The organism is Paraburkholderia polaris (genome assembly GCF_012927345.1).
Classification (GTDB): domain Bacteria; phylum Pseudomonadota; class Gammaproteobacteria; order Burkholderiales; family Burkholderiaceae; genus Paraburkholderia; species Paraburkholderia polaris.
The window spans coordinates 239,913-257,518 of the sequence record NZ_JABBGJ010000002.1 but is presented as its reverse complement, the minus strand read 5'-3'; the positions used below and the strand labels follow the sequence as shown (position 1 = coordinate 257,518).

Sequence of the window (17,606 nt, the reverse complement as noted above, 5' to 3'; positions counted from 1 at the left end):
GAATCGTTACTGGGAGATTTCCGTTGTTGATATTTGCCAGAAAACACTGGGAAGACCCCGGGCTGCTCAGCAACCGCGATTCGGGCAAGCTCCTTGCGAGCCGGAATGATCACGTTTTCGCCACCGTCGTCCACGGACTAACGTTGCGTGTCATACAGCCGGTCTGGAACAAAAAACGCGGTGACGCCGCTTAGAAAAAACACGCCACCCACCGCAAGAAATCCGATTCCGATAGAAAACTGGGTGGCAATGTAGCCAATAACGATGGGGGCCGCGCCCGAGCAAAAGCGACCGAGGTTATAGGAGCCGCCCACGGCTGTCCCGCGGATAGCGGTAGCGAAGCTTTCGGACATGAAGGTGCCGATCGTTCCCAGCGGCACACCATACAAAAACCCGAAAACAAGCATAAGGTACGCAATGTTCTCGCGCGTATGCCAGAAAACGATCACCGGCAGAAAGAGCGCGGCGCCTACGCAGCCAAGAACATAAACACCGCGCCGACTCCAGCGGTCACCGAGCCATCCCGCAAAAATCTTGCCAATGAAGGCGACCACGAAAGTGCCGATCATGTACCCGGCCATTGCGCCGAATTTGATGTGCAGTTCCTTTTCCAGGTAAGTCGGCAACCAGTTGTTCAGACCGTAAAATCCGGAAAGTGCGAATAGTGAGGCTAAGGTCCACAGGATGAATAAGGTTCGTGACTGCCGGTTACTGAAAATCAGATAGTAGCGGCTGGTGCGATGCCCACGTTCGCCCTTGCGGTCGGCCGCGCGGCTCGCCTGCCATGCTGCCGGCTCGGGCACGGCAAATTTTATTGCCAGCGCCAGCAGCACAGGAAGGGCCGACACGTAATAGAGCGTACGCCAGCCGTAGTGCGGCAAAATCCAGTTGCTCAGCGAGATGACAACGATGTAGCCCGCGGAAATGCCGGTCTGCAAGACGCCAAGAATCAGTGAACGCCGCTCCGTGGGTACGTATTCGGCAACCAGCGTGGTGACCAGCACCATGCAACCAATGCCCAACGAACTGATAAACCGCACGACCGCAAATTCGAGAAAACTGTGCGTAAGTCCCAGCAGTCCTGCCCCGAGCGAAAAAAGCGCCAATGCCCAGGCCACGACCCGAACCCGCCCCACGCGATCACTGGCCCAGCCGCCCAGAATGCCGCCAATCGCCATGCCAACCTGGGTCAGGCTGCCCAGTGCCCCCGCTTCGACATTGCTTAATCCAAATTCGTCCTTGATTCGCGTAAGCGTCAGGCCATACATCATGACGTCTGCGCCATCGGCCAGTAAGGCAAGGTAGCCCAGGATGAAGACAAGCACCCAGGTGCGTTGCGATTCAGAATATCTGTTCAAGGTTGTGCTGGTATGCATTTGATCGTAGTGACGTCAGAGACGCGTGACGCTATCGGTGTGCATCACGTTGCACTTGATTAGCGCAGGTGCAAGGAAGGAACCGATCAGCATGCCCATTTCTTCATGCCTGCCCGTGTACCACCCTTCCTTGTGTGTCATGTTCATCGTGCCGATACATACTCCGTCGTAGGCGACCGGAATGTTCAATATCGACCCGAGGCCCATGCCAGTCATCACCGCGTGGTCGTCAAACGCCTCCCGGATGCCTTGCGTCGTTTCTGCACGAAATGGCTTGAGATCCTGCAATACCTGGTTTGCCCACGCGGTGCCATGTTTTCGCTTACGGCCTCCAACCGGATACACGTCCGGCATGTTTGTATAAACGCGCTCGACCTCCTCGCGTTGCGCGTCGTAGGACATGATCGTGAAAAGGCCGAGGCCTATCGCGTTCGCGGCCAACGCGTGAACTGCACGGAAAATCTCCGCGGGTTGGTTTCTCAGCCGCATGACTATTGCTAGTCGTTCGAGGTCTGAAATATCCAGCGTTTGCAGGACTGGCGAGATTGGATCGATCGGATTGCCTGGCATTGTCTGTCCGCAAAGGTTGGGAAATCGCGCACGCTCAGCCGCGCATTTCGGTCGAACTGAGCGAGCCCTGCAAATCATGAGGCTGGCTGGCGCCGCCCTCCTCGATATCTTCGAGCGACCGGTTGCGGGTCTCGATACCCAGGAAGAACACCACACAGGCTCCCACCAGCAAGACCGCGGTGGTCATGGCGAACACGCCCAGGAATCCGAGCACCGGATAGACAAGGCCAACCAGAATAGGCGCGCTCACGGAACCAATCCGGCCGAAAGACGAGGACGATCCAGTACCGGTTGCTCGCACAGCGGTCGGAAAAACTTCAGGGGTGTACGCATACACGCCTGCGAACGCACCATTCATGAAGAACGATAGACCAATGCCCGCAGCCATGATCTGTAACCCGGTGTGGGAAAACGCCAGCGCGATCGCAGCAATCCCGCCCAACAGCATGTAAGACGCCACTACGCCCTTTCGGCCGAGCCGTTCATTGAGCCATGCCGCCGAGAAATAGCCAGGAACCTGCGCCCCGTAAATCGCGATCGAATAACCGAAGCTTTTCGTCATCGTGAGCCCTTCCTTGAGAAGCAGGCTCGGGATCCAGGAGAAAAACGAGTAATACGCGAACGCAACCGAGAACCACATCAGCCAGCTCACCGCGGTCGTACGCGCCAGTCGCGGCGACCACAGCGTCAGCACATTCTGTAACGCGTTGCCCTTTGCAGGCGTCGATGCAGGCAAGGTGCCAAGGGAGGGAATGGGTGCCAGACGGATGCCTTTGCCAGCAAACCATGACTCGATTGCACTCACGATACTGTCCGCCTCAGCGGCCCGCCCCTGGCTTTCAAGCCAGCGTGGTGATTCGGGCAAAGTTCTTCGCCACCAGAGGAGCATGACGACAGGCAACGAAGTCGCCACCGCCAGATATCGCCAGCCATCGGCAAAGTTACGCACAATGGTGAAGCCGAGAATGGATGAACCCAGATAGCCGAACGACATGAAACCGACCAGCGCACCGCAAAAGATGCCCCGGTACCGGCGTGGCACGAACTCGGCGAGAAACGGTGCGATCACCACGGTCTCCGCACCGGATCCAAAGCCTGCGACGATGCGTAACGCGAAAAAGGTGTGCCAGTCAGTAGCGCTCGCGCTCGCGAGCGACGCACAGCAATAAATCGCCAGCGCGCTCATCATGATGCGACGACGCCCGATCACATCGGCAAGCACACCCGACAGAAACGCTCCAAAGAAATATCCGATATAGGTGCTGCTCGCGACGAGCCCTGTCTCGGCACTCGTCAGATGCCATAGCTTGCTCACGACGGGCAGCAGGAATGCAAGCGATGACGAATCGAGCCCGTCGAACATATAACCCAGCCCACCGATCAGCAGGAGCTTGCGATGAAAGCCTGATAACGGCAGTCTCTCGAGACGGGCGGCAATAGCAGACACGGCATATTCTCCCTGACGGAAATGGATACGATTTCTGGGCCGCGAAACTTATCGCCCGATTGCGTATGCCTGCATTTGACGAGGTGTTGCCGCGCCACGCATCAGACCATTTCTGATCCCGACTGCGCAGACGCGGCCCAGCGACCAGGGCTCCGCCACGGTCAGGTCATGTCCTCGCGCACGCAATCCGGCAAGCGTCTGTTCCGGAAAATTGGACTCTGCGGACATCTTGCCCAATTGCATCGACCGCGGATAAAACGAGCCGGGGAAATGCGCCGTCTGGAACGAGGGGGAATCCACGGCAGCCTGGAAGTTCATGCCGGCGTGCACGTGCCTGAGAAATAGCTGAATCGACCACTGATCCTGCTGGTCGCCACCCGGCGTGCCAAATGCCGCGTAGGGTTTGCCCTCGCGAGTAACAAGCGTGGGCGAGAGCGTTGTGCGGGGGCGACGCCCCGGGCCGAGCGAGGACGGCAGCCCCTCCTCCATCCAGAACATCTGTGCGCGCGTAGTCACGTTAAAGCCGAGACCGGGCACGGCCGGCGAGGCCTGCAGCCAACCACCCGATGGTGTTGCGGAGACCATGTTGCCCCAGCGATCGACCACGTCGAGATGAACCGTATCGCCGCGCAGTTCAGGCAGAGGAGCAAACGTCGGTTCGCCCTGGCCGAAGCCGCCCGACTGTTGCCTTCCCGCATTGGCCATAATCAGCGCGGCACGCTGTTCGCTGTCGCCCAGCATGCCGGGCCGGAATTCGAACGACGCATGGCCGGGATCGATCAGCCGGCGGCGTTCGTCGTTGTAGGCGTCGCTCAGAAGCACATCCATGGGCACATGCGCAAACGCGGGGTCGCCGTAAAACACCTCACGATCGGCGAACGCGAGCTTCGAGCATTCGATTATCGTGTGCACGAAATCGGGTCCCATCGGGTCCATCGCACTGAGATCGAAACCCTTAAGGAGCGCGAGTTGCTGCAGGAACATCGGTCCCTGGCCCCATGGGCCAGTCTTGTGAACGCGTAAGCCCTCATAGTCGTATGAGACCGGATCTTCATAGGAAGGCTCCCAACGGGCGAGATCATCCGCGTTGAGCAGACCATGATTGCGCTGACCGGAGGTGTCGAGAACAGCAGTTGACCGGAAGTACTGGTCAATAGCGTCGGCCACGAATCCGCGATAAAAGACCTTGCGGGCGAGTTCGCATTGCTCGGCCCGATCACTGCGGGTGTTCGCCTCCTCCAGGATGCGCCTGTACGATTGCGCAATCGCCGGATTGGCGAACAGTTGGTTCGGCATCGGTGCGTCGCCATTGCGCAGCCATTGTTCAGCCGAAGTGGGCCATTCAGTCTGGAAGAAATCCTTGATTGCGAGGATCGACGACGTCATGCGTGGGAGAACGGGATAGCCGTTTTCCGCATAGCCGATCGCGTAGCTCAAGACGTCCTCGAGCGGCAGTTGGCCATAGTCGCGCAGCATGACCATCCAGGCGCCAAATGCGCCGGGCACTACAGCAGGCAGCAACCCCGTGCCTGGAACGACTTCGAGGCCCAATTCACGCATGCGCGCTATCGTCATTCCCGCCGGCGTCACACCCTGCCCGCACAGAACCCGAACACGTTCTTCGCGAGCGCTGTAGAACACGACCGGCAACTCGCCGCCGGGACCATTCAGGTGCGGTTCAACGATCTGCAGAACAAAGCCGGCAGCGGCCGCCGCATCGAACGCATTGCCCCCTTTCTCCAGAACGGCCATCGCTGACGCGCTTGCCAGCCAGTGCGTCGAGGCCACCATGCCGAATGTGCCAATCAGCTCCGGACGGGTTGTAAACGACATGCGCAACTCCTTTTGCGACGACCAACGATCAGTTATTGATGAACCAATTAATATTGGTTCAGATCTCATAAGCTATGAGATTACGGCGAACAGCGTCCGGTTGCACCAAGCGTTAACCCGAAACCAGATATACAGTAACAGGTCAAAAAAATCGGTTGGGCTCACTTCAGCCGGTTTATCTATGGTATGGTTTGAACCAATTAACATTGGTTCATGCAAACGAAGATGGCAAATTCGATACTGGACAGGCTGCTGGACTATATTGCCGACCATCAACTCAAGGACGGCGATGCACTGCCACCTGAAAGAAAGCTCGCCGAAGACCTTAAAGTCAGCCGGAGAGAACTGCGTTCGTCGCTTGCTTCCCTGGAGGCGTCGGGACGTGTATGGCGCGGCGTCGGTCGGGGCACCTATCTGGGCGCGAGACCGCTGAAGTTCGCCCCGACGCTGCGCGGACTTCGCGCGGGCGCCAGTCCAGCAGACATCGCGGAAATGCGCCTGTTGTTCGAGCCGGCACTCGCACAGCTCGCCGCGACGAAAGCAAGTCGGGACGACTTGCTGGAACTTGAAAAATGCGCACGGAAGAACGCCGCAGCAAAAAATGATGAAGAGTGGCAACAATGGGACCATCGATTTCATTTGCTGATCGGACAGGCCACCCGCAATCCCGCACTCATCTCCTTGATGGAAGTGATCAATGGCATGCGCGTCAAACCCGACGTACGCGAAAAGACGTCAGCCCAGGAAACACGCAGTTATTTCGCCCAGCAGCACCAGGAGATTGTCAGTGCCATGAAGGCGCGTGATGGTGAAGCCGCGGCCCGATGTATGCGCGAGCACCTGCTCAGCGTTCAGTGGCGCGCTTCCGCCAGAAGCGACGAAGCGGCTCTGCGCCACGATTGAGAAGCCCGGAGAAGGCAGCATTGCCGCTTGCGCTTGCGTGATGCGCGCGCGGCTGTCTTCGATACAGATTGATCAGGTTACCGTACCTGAATCAACGTTTCTCTCATCACTCCCCGTCGACCAATCTACTGTCCTATCCCGGGAACTGAATCGGCTCACAAACTGTTCAAAACCCTGAATCGGAAGCGGCTTGCAAAAGAGGAAACCTTGATAGGCATGACATCCTGCTACTGCAAGGAAATCTCTTTGCGCTTCGGTTTCGACGCCCTCAGCGATAACCCCCAGGTTAAAACTTCGGGCAAGCGCGACGATGGTTCTCGCGATGTCAGCATCGTTGGGGTCGACCAGAATGTCGCGCACGAACGAGCGGTCGATCTTTAACTGGTCCAGCGGCAATCTTTTCAGGTAAGACAGCGAAGAGTAGCCAGTCCCGAAGTCATCCAGCGAGAAAGTCACACCTCGAGCGCGAAGGGCGCTCATCTTTTCGATAACGTCCTGCACGTTCTCAACGAGAACACTCTCGGTCAATTCGAGCTTCAGCCTGTCCGCTCTCGCCCCAGTCCGGTTGATGACCGCGAGCACACTGTCTACGAAGTCTGGCTCGCGAAATTGCCGGGCGCTGACGTTCACTGCCATAGACAGATGCGCCATCGATGGCCGCGTCGCCCACAGGGCCAGTTGGGCGCATGCGGCAGCCAATACCGTTCGCCCCATCTCGAGAATCAGCCCCGACTCCTCCGCGAGCGGGATAAATTCACCCGGAGGTATCAAGCCGCGCTCAGGATGCTCCCAGCGCACGAGCGCTTCCGCCCCCGTTATGTGATTACCGTCGACGACCTGCGCCTGATAGTGAAGGACGATCCGATTCTCCTCAATGGCATTGCGCAATCCCACCTCCAGCTCGGCTCGCCTCAGCACCGCCGTTTGCATCGCGGGGTCGAAGAAGCACATGGCATTGCGGCCGCGCTCCTTCGATTTATACATGGCGAGATCGGCCTGCTTGAAAAGCTCGTCGGTAGACGTCTGCTCCCCATTGAATACAGTGATGCCAATGCTGGCGGTGCTCCGAAACTGGACACCATTGAGCTGGTAGGCGCACCCCAGCACGGCGAGAATTTTTTCTCCCACCGCCACGGTTTCCATTGTCGCCTCTGCCTCGTCCAGACTCAGATTGCCCAGCACCACCACAAACTCGTCACCGCCGACCCGGGCGACCGTGTCTCCCTCATTGACACTACTCGACAGTCGGTACGCGACCTGCCGCAGAAGCAGATCGCCTTTGTCATGCCCAAGCGTATCGTTCAGCGTTTTGAAGTGGTCGAGATCGATGAACATCAGGGCACCGCAGACCTTGTTCTGCCGGCTGTCCACCATTGACTGCCTCAGCCGGTCCAGAAGCAGTGCGCGATTGGGCAGGCGGGTCAGCGTATCGTAGAAGGCAAGTTCCCGGATCTTCTCCTCCGACTTCTTACGCTCCGTAATATCGCGGCCGCTTGTACGAAAACCAATGAAGTCGCCCCTCTGATTGCTAATCGGAACCCATGAGACCGACAGCCAGAGAAGCGATCCATCCTTGCGCACGCAACGAAACTCAAGATCGTCGCCGCGAGAACCCTGAAGCCCCTTTTTAAACTCCGGCGCAACGCGCGGAATGTCCTCCGGGTGGATTAGCGTGCGGGCGAAGTCGGGCATCGCCATACATTCGGCGACTGTGTAGCCCGTGTAGTACTCAACCGACGAATTGATCCAGCGAGGTTTGCCGTCCGGTCCCCACCAGATCTCCAGGTTCACCGTGCAGTCGGCAATGGCGCGAAATTTCTCTTCGTTTTCGCGCAACTCCCGCGTCATTGCCGAGGCGAGTCGCATGGCACGCCCCCGCCCGGTCATCATGAGCCAGGTCAGAAGCGCCAGCAGGAGACTCAACCCCGTGCCCGCGCCTGCAATTAACGCCTCAGCATTACGTCCCAACCGGGATCGAAACGCGTCGGAGGCGCTCATCGATAGTGTCCAGTCGTGCCCGTCCACAACCAGATATTCGCTTGCGGAGATGAGCGCGGGCGCATGCCGGTTGTTTGCATCTGAAGTGCGATGCAGCAGCGCCGCCTCCAATGGCTCAACGCCATCGTAAATGGCCAGCGAGATGCCGGGTGGCTGCTCTCCGTAGAGACTGGCCATCACATCGTGCATACGGAACGATAAATAGACCCAACCAACAATGTTCGCCCGACGCTGCAGAAGGTTGTCCTGCGCCTTGCCGGAAGCGTAGATCGGAAGGTACATGATGAAACCCGGCCGAAAATCAGCGTCCAGGTCGACCGAAAGGCGCACCTTTCCCGAGAGGGCCGCCATACCGGAGTCCCGGGCCCTCTCCATCGCGGCGCGCCGCACCGGCTCGTCCCAGGCGTCAAAGCCGGGCGAGCTGCGTGCGAGACCAACAAAGGGCTCGCGCTGAATGATCGGGGCATAATCCGCGCGCGGCCCGTCGGGACGAATCGTGTACTCCGGGATGCCGGCCCGGCGCATGTCCGCTATATGGGCCGCTTTACGCGCCGCAGGCACCCATTCGATCACACCGACGCCGTGGACCCCGGAAAAATTCGCGTCAAGATTGAGCGCGCTCACATAACGCTGGAACCTGTCACGATCGATCGCTCCGTTCGCGGCAAACAGGCTCTGCACGCCGCGCAGCATAAGCTCGTAGGTCGCCATGCGCTGTTCGACGCGGCCCACCACATCACTCATGGTGTAATCAAACTGGGTGCGAAGCTCTTTGCCAGTCGCCTGCCGTTCGTGATTCCATACGATCCAGGTCACGCAGAGCGATGCGAACAAAACCAGCAACGGCAACAGGACAGAGCGTACCCGGATCACGGCGACGCCTTGAAGTTGACCATGGAATCGGCCAGATCTGGCCTGAAGTACTTTTCGAAAATACGACGCACCGTTCCGTCAGCACGCATTTCATCTACCAGCGCCCGCCACTTCTCCCGTTCGGCGGCCGGCAGCGCTTTCTTGGACATGATCAGACCGTGCGGCACCGAAGGATCGTTGAACTCAACGATCGTCGTCACGTCGCGGATCTTTTTCTCATCCAGCGCGGGGTAATCGAAGGGCTCGATAATCATGCCCTGGATCTGTTGGAGAATAAGCGCCTGGTAGAGCGGTTCGAGCCCGCCCGCCAGGCTTACCCGGTTTTCCGATGTCAGTCTGTCGACCAGTTCGTTGGCCGATGCGCTGTAGCGAAAACTGCGGATCACGCCGAGCTGGGCGTGTTCATTGTGTTCGAAGTCCGCGACGTTATGGATGCCGGCGTCTTTCCGCACGAGCAGATAGTATTTATCGCTGAAGTACCACGCAAACGAAGCGTATTGATTGCGTTCGTCATTCGCAATTCCAGAAAGACTGAAGTCCAGTGCGCCCGACTCGATCAGTTTCCAGATACGTGCGCGCGACATCAGACTGACCCTGATCTGGCAACCGCTACGCCGGATCAATTCATCTGCAAAGTCTTTGTCGATACCGCTATCGGTGTCGAGCGAATAGAGCAGGCCGTGGTCGTGCAATCCAAGCGTAAACGGCCGGGAACAATCCGGTCCGCCCGCGAAGGCATTGCTTACGAAACACACTGCAAACAACACCCCGCCAAGCCAGTTTCGAATCACAACGCCTCCGTAGCGGAACGACGCCCAGTTAAATTCTTATTCGCGATCACAATCCGACGGCATGTTCAGTCAGGCTTCTTGCCGGGCACCTGACTTTTATCACACATTCCGGGACATTTTTCTGATCCCATGCGCTGCCGACGCGTGGCGAGCACGTGGGATTTTCTTTCGCAATACGTCGATAAGCAAGAGCGACAATACTTTGTTGTTCTTGAGCGCGCCCCTGACGACTTCTTTCCGCAAACTAACGTTCGCTAAATGCGAAGTCTCGATGCACTCCAGTCAGACTCGCGAGCAAGTGTGACGAACGCCGCCAGATAATCGATTGCCTCGTCCGCATCGCGGGTGCCGAGATAAATCTGCTTGGCGATACCCTTTTTTCCAAGCTTAAGCGGCACGAGCGGCATCGAGTCTGCATACTCTTCCGCCAGCCATCGCGGTAGAGCGGCGACACCGCGCCCGCTCGCCACCATCTGAAGCATGATGTCAGTCGTTTCGATCACCTTGTGCCGCTTCGGCACAACGTTAGCCGGCGTCAGGAACTGGTTGTAAATATCCAGCCGGTCGGTTTCGACCGGATAGGTAATCAGCACCTCGGCTGCCAGTAGTTCGGGCGTGACGTACGCGACATCCGCCAGCGGATGTTCTTCGCTGACGACAAGGACCTGCTCATAGTCGAATACCGGCTCAAAGCGCAATCCAGGCCGCTTCAACGGGTCCGGGGTAACGAGCACGTCAATGTCATATCCGAACAGCGCACCGATTCCGCCGAACTGAAATCTTTGTTTGACGTCGACATCCACGTCCGGCCAGCGCTTCAGATAAGGCGACACGACTTTGAGCAGCCACTGATAGCACGGATGGCATTCCATGCCGATACGCAGTGTGCCTCGCTGGCCCTGCGCGTACTGCTTCATGCGGTCTTCTGCGTGTTCCATCTGCGGCAGCACACGGTTCGCCAGCGCGAGCAGGTACTGGCCGGCCTGGGTCAGCCGCAAGTGGCGGCCTTCACGATCCCATACCGCGGTTCCAAGCTGTTGCTCCATCTTCTTGACGGTATGGCTCAGCGCCGATTGCGTCAGGCACAGGACATTGGCGGCGGCCGTCAGGGAGCCCTGGCGGTCCACCTCCCGAATGATCACCAGATGGGTTCGTTCCAGCATCGCGGGCCCATGAATAAAGTTAATCGAACAATGAAATAATGCCATTATATTTCATGGACCGTTCCCCCTATGATCGACCCCGTTCATCCAATCAGGATCAGGAGCGGTTCATCATCATGGCGACAACACATAACCTGGGTTTCCCCCGTATCGGCGCCAGGCGCGAACTCAAATTTGCGCAGGAAGGCTACTGGAAGGGCCAATCGTCACGCGACGAATTGACGGCGCTCGGCGCGCAACTGCGTCAACGCCACTGGGAATGCCAGGCAGGACTCGATCAGGTGCCGGTCGGCGACTTCTCGTTCTACGATCAGGTCCTCGACATGAGCTTCTCGCTCGGCAACGTCCCACAACGGGTTCGCGGCTTCGAAGGCAATCAGCTGGACAACTATTTCCGCGTCGCGCGCGGCCGCTCCGCTCATGATTCAGCGTGCGGCTGCGGCGTGCAGGCGGGCGAGATGACCAAGTGGTTCGACACGAACTACCACTACATCGTGCCGGAGTTCAGTGCGGCGACCGAATTCTCGCTGGACGCGTCGCGTCTGGTCGATCAGCTCGCGCAAGCCCGCGCGCTCGGCGTCAAGGCGAAGCCGGTCATCATTGGCCCGGTCACGTATCTGTGGCTCGGCAAGGCGAAGGACGATTCCGACAAGCTCGCGCTATTGCCGCGTCTGTTGCCGATTTATGCGGCCTTGATCGAGCAGTTGGCGGCACAAGGCGTGGAGTGGATCCAGATCGACGAGCCGGCGCTTGTCACGGAGCTGGATGCGAACTGGCAGCAGGCTTTCGTCACGGCCTACGAGGCACTGAAGACTGACAAGGTCAAACTGCTGCTCGCGACCTACTTCGGTCAACTGCAGGACAACCTCGCGCTTGCCTGCAATTTGCCGGTTCATGGTTTGCACATCGACGCGATCAATGCACGAGCGGAAGTCGAGCAAGCCGTTGCGCGCCTGTCGGCCGACAAGGTGTTGTCGCTCGGCGTGATCAATGGGCGCAACATCTGGAAAACCGACCTGAACGCTGTACTCGCCTGGCTTGAGCCGATTCATCGCACGTTGCAATCGCGGCTGTGGATCGCACCGACGTGCTCGTTGCTGCATGTACCGGTCGACCTGAACAGCGAACAGAAACTCGATCAGGACATCAAATCGTGGCTCGCCTTCGCGCTGCAAAAACTCGATGAACTGAAAACGCTCGCTCAGGCGTTGAACGGCGGCCGGGAATCCGTGCAAGCTGCGCTCACCGCCAACCAGGCTGCGATTGAGAGCCGCCGCCAGTCCCCGCGCGTGCACAATCCGTCGGTCAAGGCCGCGATCGCCAAGATCGACGCGGCGCTGGGCCGTCGCGATAATGCCTATCCGCAACGCGCGGCGAAGCAGTCCGCCTTGTTGAAGTTGCCGCCCTACCCGACTACCACCATCGGCTCGTTCCCGCAGACCGCCGAAATCCGCCAGGCACGCAGCCAGTTCAAGAGCGGCGAACTGGACGAAGCCAGCTACAAGACGGCGATGCAGCGAGAAATCGCCCGCAGCGTGCATGAACAGGAAGCGCTGGGCCTCGACGTGCTCGTGCACGGCGAAGCAGAACGCAACGACATGGTCGAGTATTTCGGCGAGCAACTCGACGGTTACGCCTTCAGCCAGTTCGGCTGGGTGCAGTCCTACGGTTCCCGTTGCGTCAAACCGCCCATTCTGTTCGGCGATATCAGCCGTCCGAAAGCCATGACCGTGGAGTGGATCGAGTACGCACAAGCGCAGACGGCCAAGCCGATGAAGGGTATGCTGACCGGCCCCGTCACGATCCTGAACTGGTCGTTCGTGCGTGACGACCAGCCGCGCTCGGTGTCGTGCTACCAATTGGCACTCGCCATCCGTGAAGAAGTGCTCGACCTGGAAAAGGCCGGCGTACGCGTTATCCAGATCGATGAAGCCGCGCTGCGTGAGGGTCTGCCGCTGCGTAAGTCACAGTGGAACGACTATCTGCAATGAGCGGTGGCGTCCTTCCGGATCACCGCAAATGGCGTTCAGGACGAGACGCAGATTCACACGCATATGTGCTATTCGGAATTCAATGACATCATCGCGTCGATCGCTGAGATGGACGCGGACGTGATCACGATCGAGACGTCGCGCTCGGATATGGAGTTGCTGGACGCGTTCGACAACTTCAACTATCCGAATGAAATCGGACCGGGCGTGTATGACATCCACTCGCCGAACATTCCCAGCGAGGAGCACATCGTGCAACTGATACGCAAGGCGGCTGAACGTATCCCGGCAGAGCGCCTGTGGGTCAATCCGGATTGCGGCCTGAAAACGCGCGCTTGGGAAGAGGTGATCCCGGCGCTGAAGAATATGGTCGCGGCGGCCCAGACCCTGCGAAACCAGCCTGCGAAGTGATGCCGCCCCAACGGCTGTGGGTCAATCCCGACTGCGGCCTGAAGACACGCGGCTTGCCCGAGACGGAAGCCGCGTTGAGCAATAGGGTTCAGGCCGCGAAGACGTTGCGTCAGAAGCTCGCCGACAACCGCGCCTCGACAACAGCCACGCGGGCCTGTCACTCGCAGGCGAAGGGCCAGGAGGCGAAGTACAACGGGGCCATCGAAAGTCGTTCTGAAAGGTAGGGCCGGTAGCATACGAGGCAATCTCGCGAGCTCTCCTTTCAATCACGTATCGCTTACATTTCATTTTCGATGGCTACCTACATCCTACTTGGCGGCGGCTTCGCCGCGGCTTTACTCATTGCAGCATGGGGAATCTGGCGGTTGAGGTAGCGGAAGATCGCTCACGCGCAGAAGTTGCTGTCACCAATACGCCGCACGTCTACGGAAACATCCGTAGGCCGCGCGTCCGCGGAAATACTCAACTTAGAACCCCAATGTCCTCCACTTCTCTCAGCGCGGCCTCCTCTGCAAAAAAAGCGGCGCCCGGCCTCGTGCTCGGCGCCATCGGGGTTGTGTTCGGCGATATCGGAACCAGCCCGCTCTATACGCTGCGCGAATGCCTGAAGGCGGCAGGCGGTATCACGCAAACCAATGTGTTCGGCATTGTGTCGCTGATTCTGTGGTCGATCATCATTGTCGTCACGCTGAAGTACGTCAGTTTCGTGATGCGTGCGGACAACGAGGGTGAGGGCGGCATCCTGGCGCTCACCGCGCTTGCATCCGGCGTCGCACCCGTGCGATTGCGCCGCGTTTTGTTGACGCTCGGGGTATTCGGCGCAGCCATGTTCTACGGCGATTCGATGATCACGCCGGCAATCTCGGTGATATCCGCAGTGGAAGGCGTGACGCTCGTGGACCCGCATCTGAGCGAATGGATTGTCCCCATCTCGCTCGTCATCCTCACCGGTCTTTTCAAAATTCAGAAACGCGGCACGGGCGCGGTCGGCAAAGTTTTCGGACCGGTGATGATCGTATGGTTCGTGACACTGGCGGCGCTCGGCATATCCCATATCGTCACGCATACCGCCATTGTGCAGGCCGTGTCGCCGCTCTATGCCGTCAAATTCATCGCACACGCACCAGCCACCGCGTTCGTCGTGCTGGGCTCGGTCTTTCTGGCGCTGACCGGCGGCGAGGCCCTCTACGCCGACATGGGTCATTTCGGAAAAGAGCCGATCCGTCTCGCGTGGCTGCTTCTCGTGCTACCGAGCCTGGTGCTGAACTATTTCGGTCAGGCGGCGCTGGTTCTGGAAAAGCCCTCAGCGATCGCTCAACCATTTTTTCAGTCTGCGCCTGACTGGGCGCTCGTACCGCTAGTCCTGCTCGCCACGGCGGCGACCATCATTGCGTCGCAGGCCGTCATCTCGGGCGCCTTTTCGATGACCAAGCAGGCCGTGCAACTCGGCTTTCTGCCGCGCATTCCGGTCGTGCACACGTCGACACACGAGATGGGGCAGGTGTATGTCCCGTTCATCAATGTCTCGCTTTACGCAGCCGTCGTTTTTCTCGTGGTGTTCTTCAAGTCCTCTGACAATCTGGCGGCGGCTTACGGTATCGCCGTGGCATCGACCATGCTGCTGACGACCTTGCTGATGTACTTCATTACCCACTGCCTGTGGCACTGGAAGCCGCTTGCAACGGTGGCTGTCATCGGGCCTCTCGCCCTGGTCGACGCGGTGTTCGTGTCGAGCAACGTCAGCAAGGTACTCGAAGGCGGCTGGTTTCCGCTGCTCGCCGGCGGCGTGTTATTCACTGTGATGACAACCTGGCATAAGGGACGTGAAGCGGTTGTCGACAGGATGAAATCCGACAATATGCCGCTGGTCGCGTTGATCCACTCCCTGTGCGACGGCGCGCACTCACCGCCGCGCGTGAACGGCACGGCCGTTTTTCCGGGAGGGGTCGTAGACATGGCGCCATCCGCATTTCTGCATAACCTGAAGCACAACGGCGTCATGCATCAGACCAACATCTTCCTTGCTGGTATGACGGACAACGTGCCGCATGTTCCCGACGAGCGGAAAGCGGTTGTCGTCGACCTCGGGCACGGATGCTACGCCGTCACGGTTCACCACGGCTTCATGGAGATTCCGAACGTTCCCGCTATTCTCGAACTGGCGGCGCAACAGATGCCGAACTGGAAATACGAATCTGCGGATACGTCGTTCTTCCTTGCACGCGACACCATCATGGCGACCGGTGAAAGTAAAACGATGCCGCTCTGGCGCGAAAAGCTGTTCGCGTTTCTTGCGAGAAACGCGGCGCAGGCTGCCGAGTATTACAGCCTGCCCGCTAACCGCGTGGTGGAAATGGGCGGTCAGATCAATATCTGAGCGCCGGCGGCACGACGGGCTGCACACTGAATGAACCCATCAACAGACGTCGCATATCGAATTGCACCACCCTGCGGTGGCCCGCGTGCACCGCATTTTTTGCGGCCAAAACCGTCGAAAATAACCTTATATAAGGGAAAACCCGTATAATTCAGGGCAAGAGGTCAGACAACTATAGGACACAATAGGCGTCAAGACCCAGGCCCGCGCCCTGCCGCGCGGCGCCTGCCCTGCAAAGCCCTCCTCGCTCAGACCCGTGAACCCGACTGCGACTGCCCTGCCTTTCCGAAACGCCCTGCTAGCCATGCTCGGCATCGGCCTTGTCAACATGCTGGTCGCACTCGACCAGACCGTCGTCAGCACCGCCCTGCCTTCGATCGTCGCCGAGCTGCACGGCTTCGAGTACTACGCATGGATTGCCAGCGCGTACTTGTTGGCGTCGGTGGTGACCGTTCCCGTGTTCGGCCGTCTCGGCGACTATTTCGGCCGCAAGCGTTTCGTGATCGCCGCGGTCATCACGTTCACGGTGGCGTCGGTGCTCTGCGGGGTCGCGAACAATATGCTGTTCCTCGTGATCGCGCGCGGCTTGCAAGGCGTCGGCGGCGGAATGATGGTGGGCACGGCCTTCGCGTCGATACCGGATCTTTTCCCCGATCCGCGCGCACGGGTGCGTTGGCAGGTGGTGATGGCAGCCGCGTACGGGATCGGCACCGCGGCGGGTCCGTCGCTAGGTGGCTGGATGAGCGAGCATTGGGGCTGGCGTTCCACCTTTCTGATCAACCTGCCGGTCGGCGTTGCGGCGCTCTATTTCATCTGGGCGCATCTGCCCAACTTCGCGCGGCCGCACGAGGGCGAGGTCAAGATCGACTGGCTCGGCGCCGCGCTGGTCGCCGCCGTGTTGGGCGGCTTCCAGGCTTTCATCGAAGCCGTGCCTAAAGACGGTCTGACGGCCGGCAACCTGGCGTTGGCCGCCTTCGTGATCGTTGGGGCCATCGGGTTGCTGGTGTGCGAGAAACGCGCCACGCATCCGATCATTCCGCTCGACCTGTTCAAGGATCCGCAACTCGTCACGCTGTTCACCCTCGGCTTCCTGTCCGGCTTCGTGATGTTTTCGCTGATCTTCTTCGCGCCGCTGCTGTTGCAAGGCGGCTTCGGACTGTCGCCGCAACAGGCCGGTCTGCTCGCTACGCCGATCGCCGCCTGCATCGCGCTCGGCAGCCTGCTGAATACGCGCATCGTCCTTCACATGAAGAAGCCCACGCGGATTCTGTCGATTGGGTTCGCGCTGCTGCTGTTCGCAGCGATCGCGTTGGCGTTTGCCAATCCGGAGACGCCGCACATGTGGATCGAATTGCCGATGGGGGCCGTCGGCATCGGCCTGGGTTTCATCCTGAACAATCTGAATGTGTTCGGCCAGGAGATTGCCGGGCGCGAACGCTTCGGCATCACGACCGCATTGCTGCAGTCCACGCGGATGGTGGGCGGGATGCTGGGTACGAGCATTGTGGCAACCGTCGTGCAGCACCACTACCGCGATGTGGTTACGCGCACGATGAGCGTGCTCGGCGAACCGGCTATATCGCAATGGGAGCCGCGCTTCGTCGATCTGCGCATCCTGATCGATGAAGCGTCGCGCCTCAAACTGATTGCGGATATGAAGTCGTCGGGGCTCAACACGCTGGCGCTGATCGACACGGCACGCGATGCACTGGTGCAGTCGATTCATATCGGGGTGTGGCTGACGGCGGTGGCGGCACTTGCGGCCGCGCTGCTCGTGCAGCGCATCTCGCACGTTGTGTTTCGCCGGAGCTGAACGCGGCAGAACCGCCGCCACGGCCTGCGCCGCTTATTGCGTCGCTTATTGCGTCGCTTA

The 17,606-nt window shown here is 59.3% G+C and carries 10 protein-coding genes and 2 pseudogenes; 5 read left to right on the top strand and 7 right to left on the bottom strand.

Annotated features, from left to right (window positions below; genetic code table 11):
- Positions 1 to 137: 137 nt before the first annotated feature.
- The 4 genes from HHL24_RS02330 to HHL24_RS02315 are packed head-to-tail and all read right to left on the bottom strand — an operon-like array spanning position 138 to position 5,226.
- A complete protein-coding gene (locus HHL24_RS02330; protein WP_407947466.1) occupies positions 138 to 1,358 on the bottom strand; it encodes an MFS transporter in 1,221 nt (406 codons plus the stop codon).
- Between the two features lie 33 nt (positions 1,359 to 1,391).
- A complete protein-coding gene (locus tag HHL24_RS02325; protein ID WP_169483773.1) occupies positions 1,392 to 1,946 on the bottom strand; it encodes a GAF domain-containing protein in 555 nt (184 codons plus the stop codon).
- A gap of 34 nt (positions 1,947 to 1,980) precedes the next feature.
- The gene (locus tag HHL24_RS02320; RefSeq protein ID WP_169483772.1) at positions 1,981 to 3,393 is read right to left on the bottom strand and encodes an MFS transporter; all 1,413 of its coding nucleotides are present in this window, start codon (positions 3,391 to 3,393) and stop codon (positions 1,981 to 1,983) included.
- Between the two features lie 48 nt (positions 3,394 to 3,441).
- On the bottom strand, positions 3,442 to 5,226 hold the full coding sequence (locus tag HHL24_RS02315; protein WP_169483771.1) for a gamma-glutamyltransferase family protein: 1,785 nt from the start codon (positions 5,224 to 5,226) through the stop codon (positions 3,442 to 3,444).
- A gap of 225 nt (positions 5,227 to 5,451) precedes the next feature.
- Here HHL24_RS02315 and HHL24_RS02310 point away from each other — a divergent pair, with 225 nt between their 5' ends.
- Positions 5,452 to 6,129: a FadR/GntR family transcriptional regulator gene (locus tag HHL24_RS02310; RefSeq protein WP_169483770.1), complete on the top strand. Its 678-nt coding sequence runs from the start codon at positions 5,452 to 5,454 to the stop codon at positions 6,127 to 6,129.
- 72 nt (positions 6,130 to 6,201) lie between these two features.
- Here HHL24_RS02310 and HHL24_RS02305 read toward each other — a convergent pair whose 3' ends face one another.
- The 3 genes from HHL24_RS02305 to HHL24_RS02295 form a co-directional block, all read right to left on the bottom strand.
- Positions 6,202 to 9,000 carry a bifunctional diguanylate cyclase/phosphodiesterase gene (locus HHL24_RS02305; protein ID WP_169483769.1) on the bottom strand — a complete coding sequence of 933 codons (2,799 nt, stop codon included), beginning with the start codon at positions 8,998 to 9,000 and terminating at the stop codon, positions 6,202 to 6,204.
- Positions 8,997 to 9,791 carry a substrate-binding periplasmic protein gene (locus HHL24_RS02300; RefSeq protein WP_169483768.1) on the bottom strand — a complete coding sequence of 265 codons (795 nt, stop codon included), beginning with the start codon at positions 9,789 to 9,791 and terminating at the stop codon, positions 8,997 to 8,999. Before HHL24_RS02300 ends, HHL24_RS02305 begins: the two co-directional genes overlap by 4 nt.
- A 254-nt stretch (positions 9,792 to 10,045) precedes the next feature.
- The gene (locus HHL24_RS02295; protein ID WP_169483767.1) at positions 10,046 to 10,954 is read right to left on the bottom strand and encodes a LysR family transcriptional regulator; all 909 of its coding nucleotides are present in this window, start codon (positions 10,952 to 10,954) and stop codon (positions 10,046 to 10,048) included.
- 116 nt (positions 10,955 to 11,070) lie between these two features.
- Between HHL24_RS02295 and metE the strand changes: the two are divergent.
- The 4 genes and pseudogenes from metE to HHL24_RS02275 all read left to right on the top strand — a co-directional run bounded on the left by metE (position 11,071) and on the right by HHL24_RS02275 (position 17,546).
- A pseudogene (gene metE / locus HHL24_RS02290) lies at positions 11,071 to 13,356 on the top strand (5-methyltetrahydropteroyltriglutamate--homocysteine S-methyltransferase).
- A pseudogene (locus tag HHL24_RS45295) lies at positions 13,344 to 13,580 on the top strand (hypothetical protein); the annotation flags it as partial. The pseudogenes metE and HHL24_RS45295, both read left to right, overlap by 13 nt.
- 254 nt (positions 13,581 to 13,834) lie before the next feature.
- Entirely contained in the window at positions 13,835 to 15,733 is a 1,899-nt protein-coding gene (locus HHL24_RS02280) for a potassium transporter Kup (protein WP_169483765.1), read from the top strand.
- A 304-nt stretch (positions 15,734 to 16,037) separates the two neighbouring features.
- Positions 16,038 to 17,546, top strand: a complete 1,509-nt coding sequence (locus HHL24_RS02275) for an MFS transporter (protein ID WP_169483764.1) — start codon at positions 16,038 to 16,040, stop codon at positions 17,544 to 17,546.
- Positions 17,547 to 17,606 lie beyond the last annotated feature (60 nt).

What these genes read in the sequence shown, in the direction of transcription:
- HHL24_RS02325 (WP_169483773.1), bottom strand. Translation starts at nt 1,946, where the DNA reads ATGCCAGGCAATCCGATCGATCCAATCTCGCCAGTCCTGCAAACGCTG.
- HHL24_RS02315 (WP_169483771.1), bottom strand. Translation starts at nt 5,226, where the DNA reads ATGTCGTTTACAACCCGTCCGGAGCTGATTGGCACATTCGGCATGGTG.
- HHL24_RS02310 (WP_169483770.1), top strand. Translation starts at nt 5,452, where the DNA reads ATGGCAAATTCGATACTGGACAGGCTGCTGGACTATATTGCCGACCAT.
- HHL24_RS02295 (WP_169483767.1), bottom strand. Translation starts at nt 10,954, where the DNA reads ATGCTGGAACGAACCCATCTGGTGATCATTCGGGAGGTGGACCGCCAG.
- HHL24_RS02280 (WP_169483765.1), top strand. Translation starts at nt 13,835, where the DNA reads ATGTCCTCCACTTCTCTCAGCGCGGCCTCCTCTGCAAAAAAAGCGGCG.
- HHL24_RS02275 (WP_169483764.1), top strand. Translation starts at nt 16,038, where the DNA reads ATGCTCGGCATCGGCCTTGTCAACATGCTGGTCGCACTCGACCAGACC.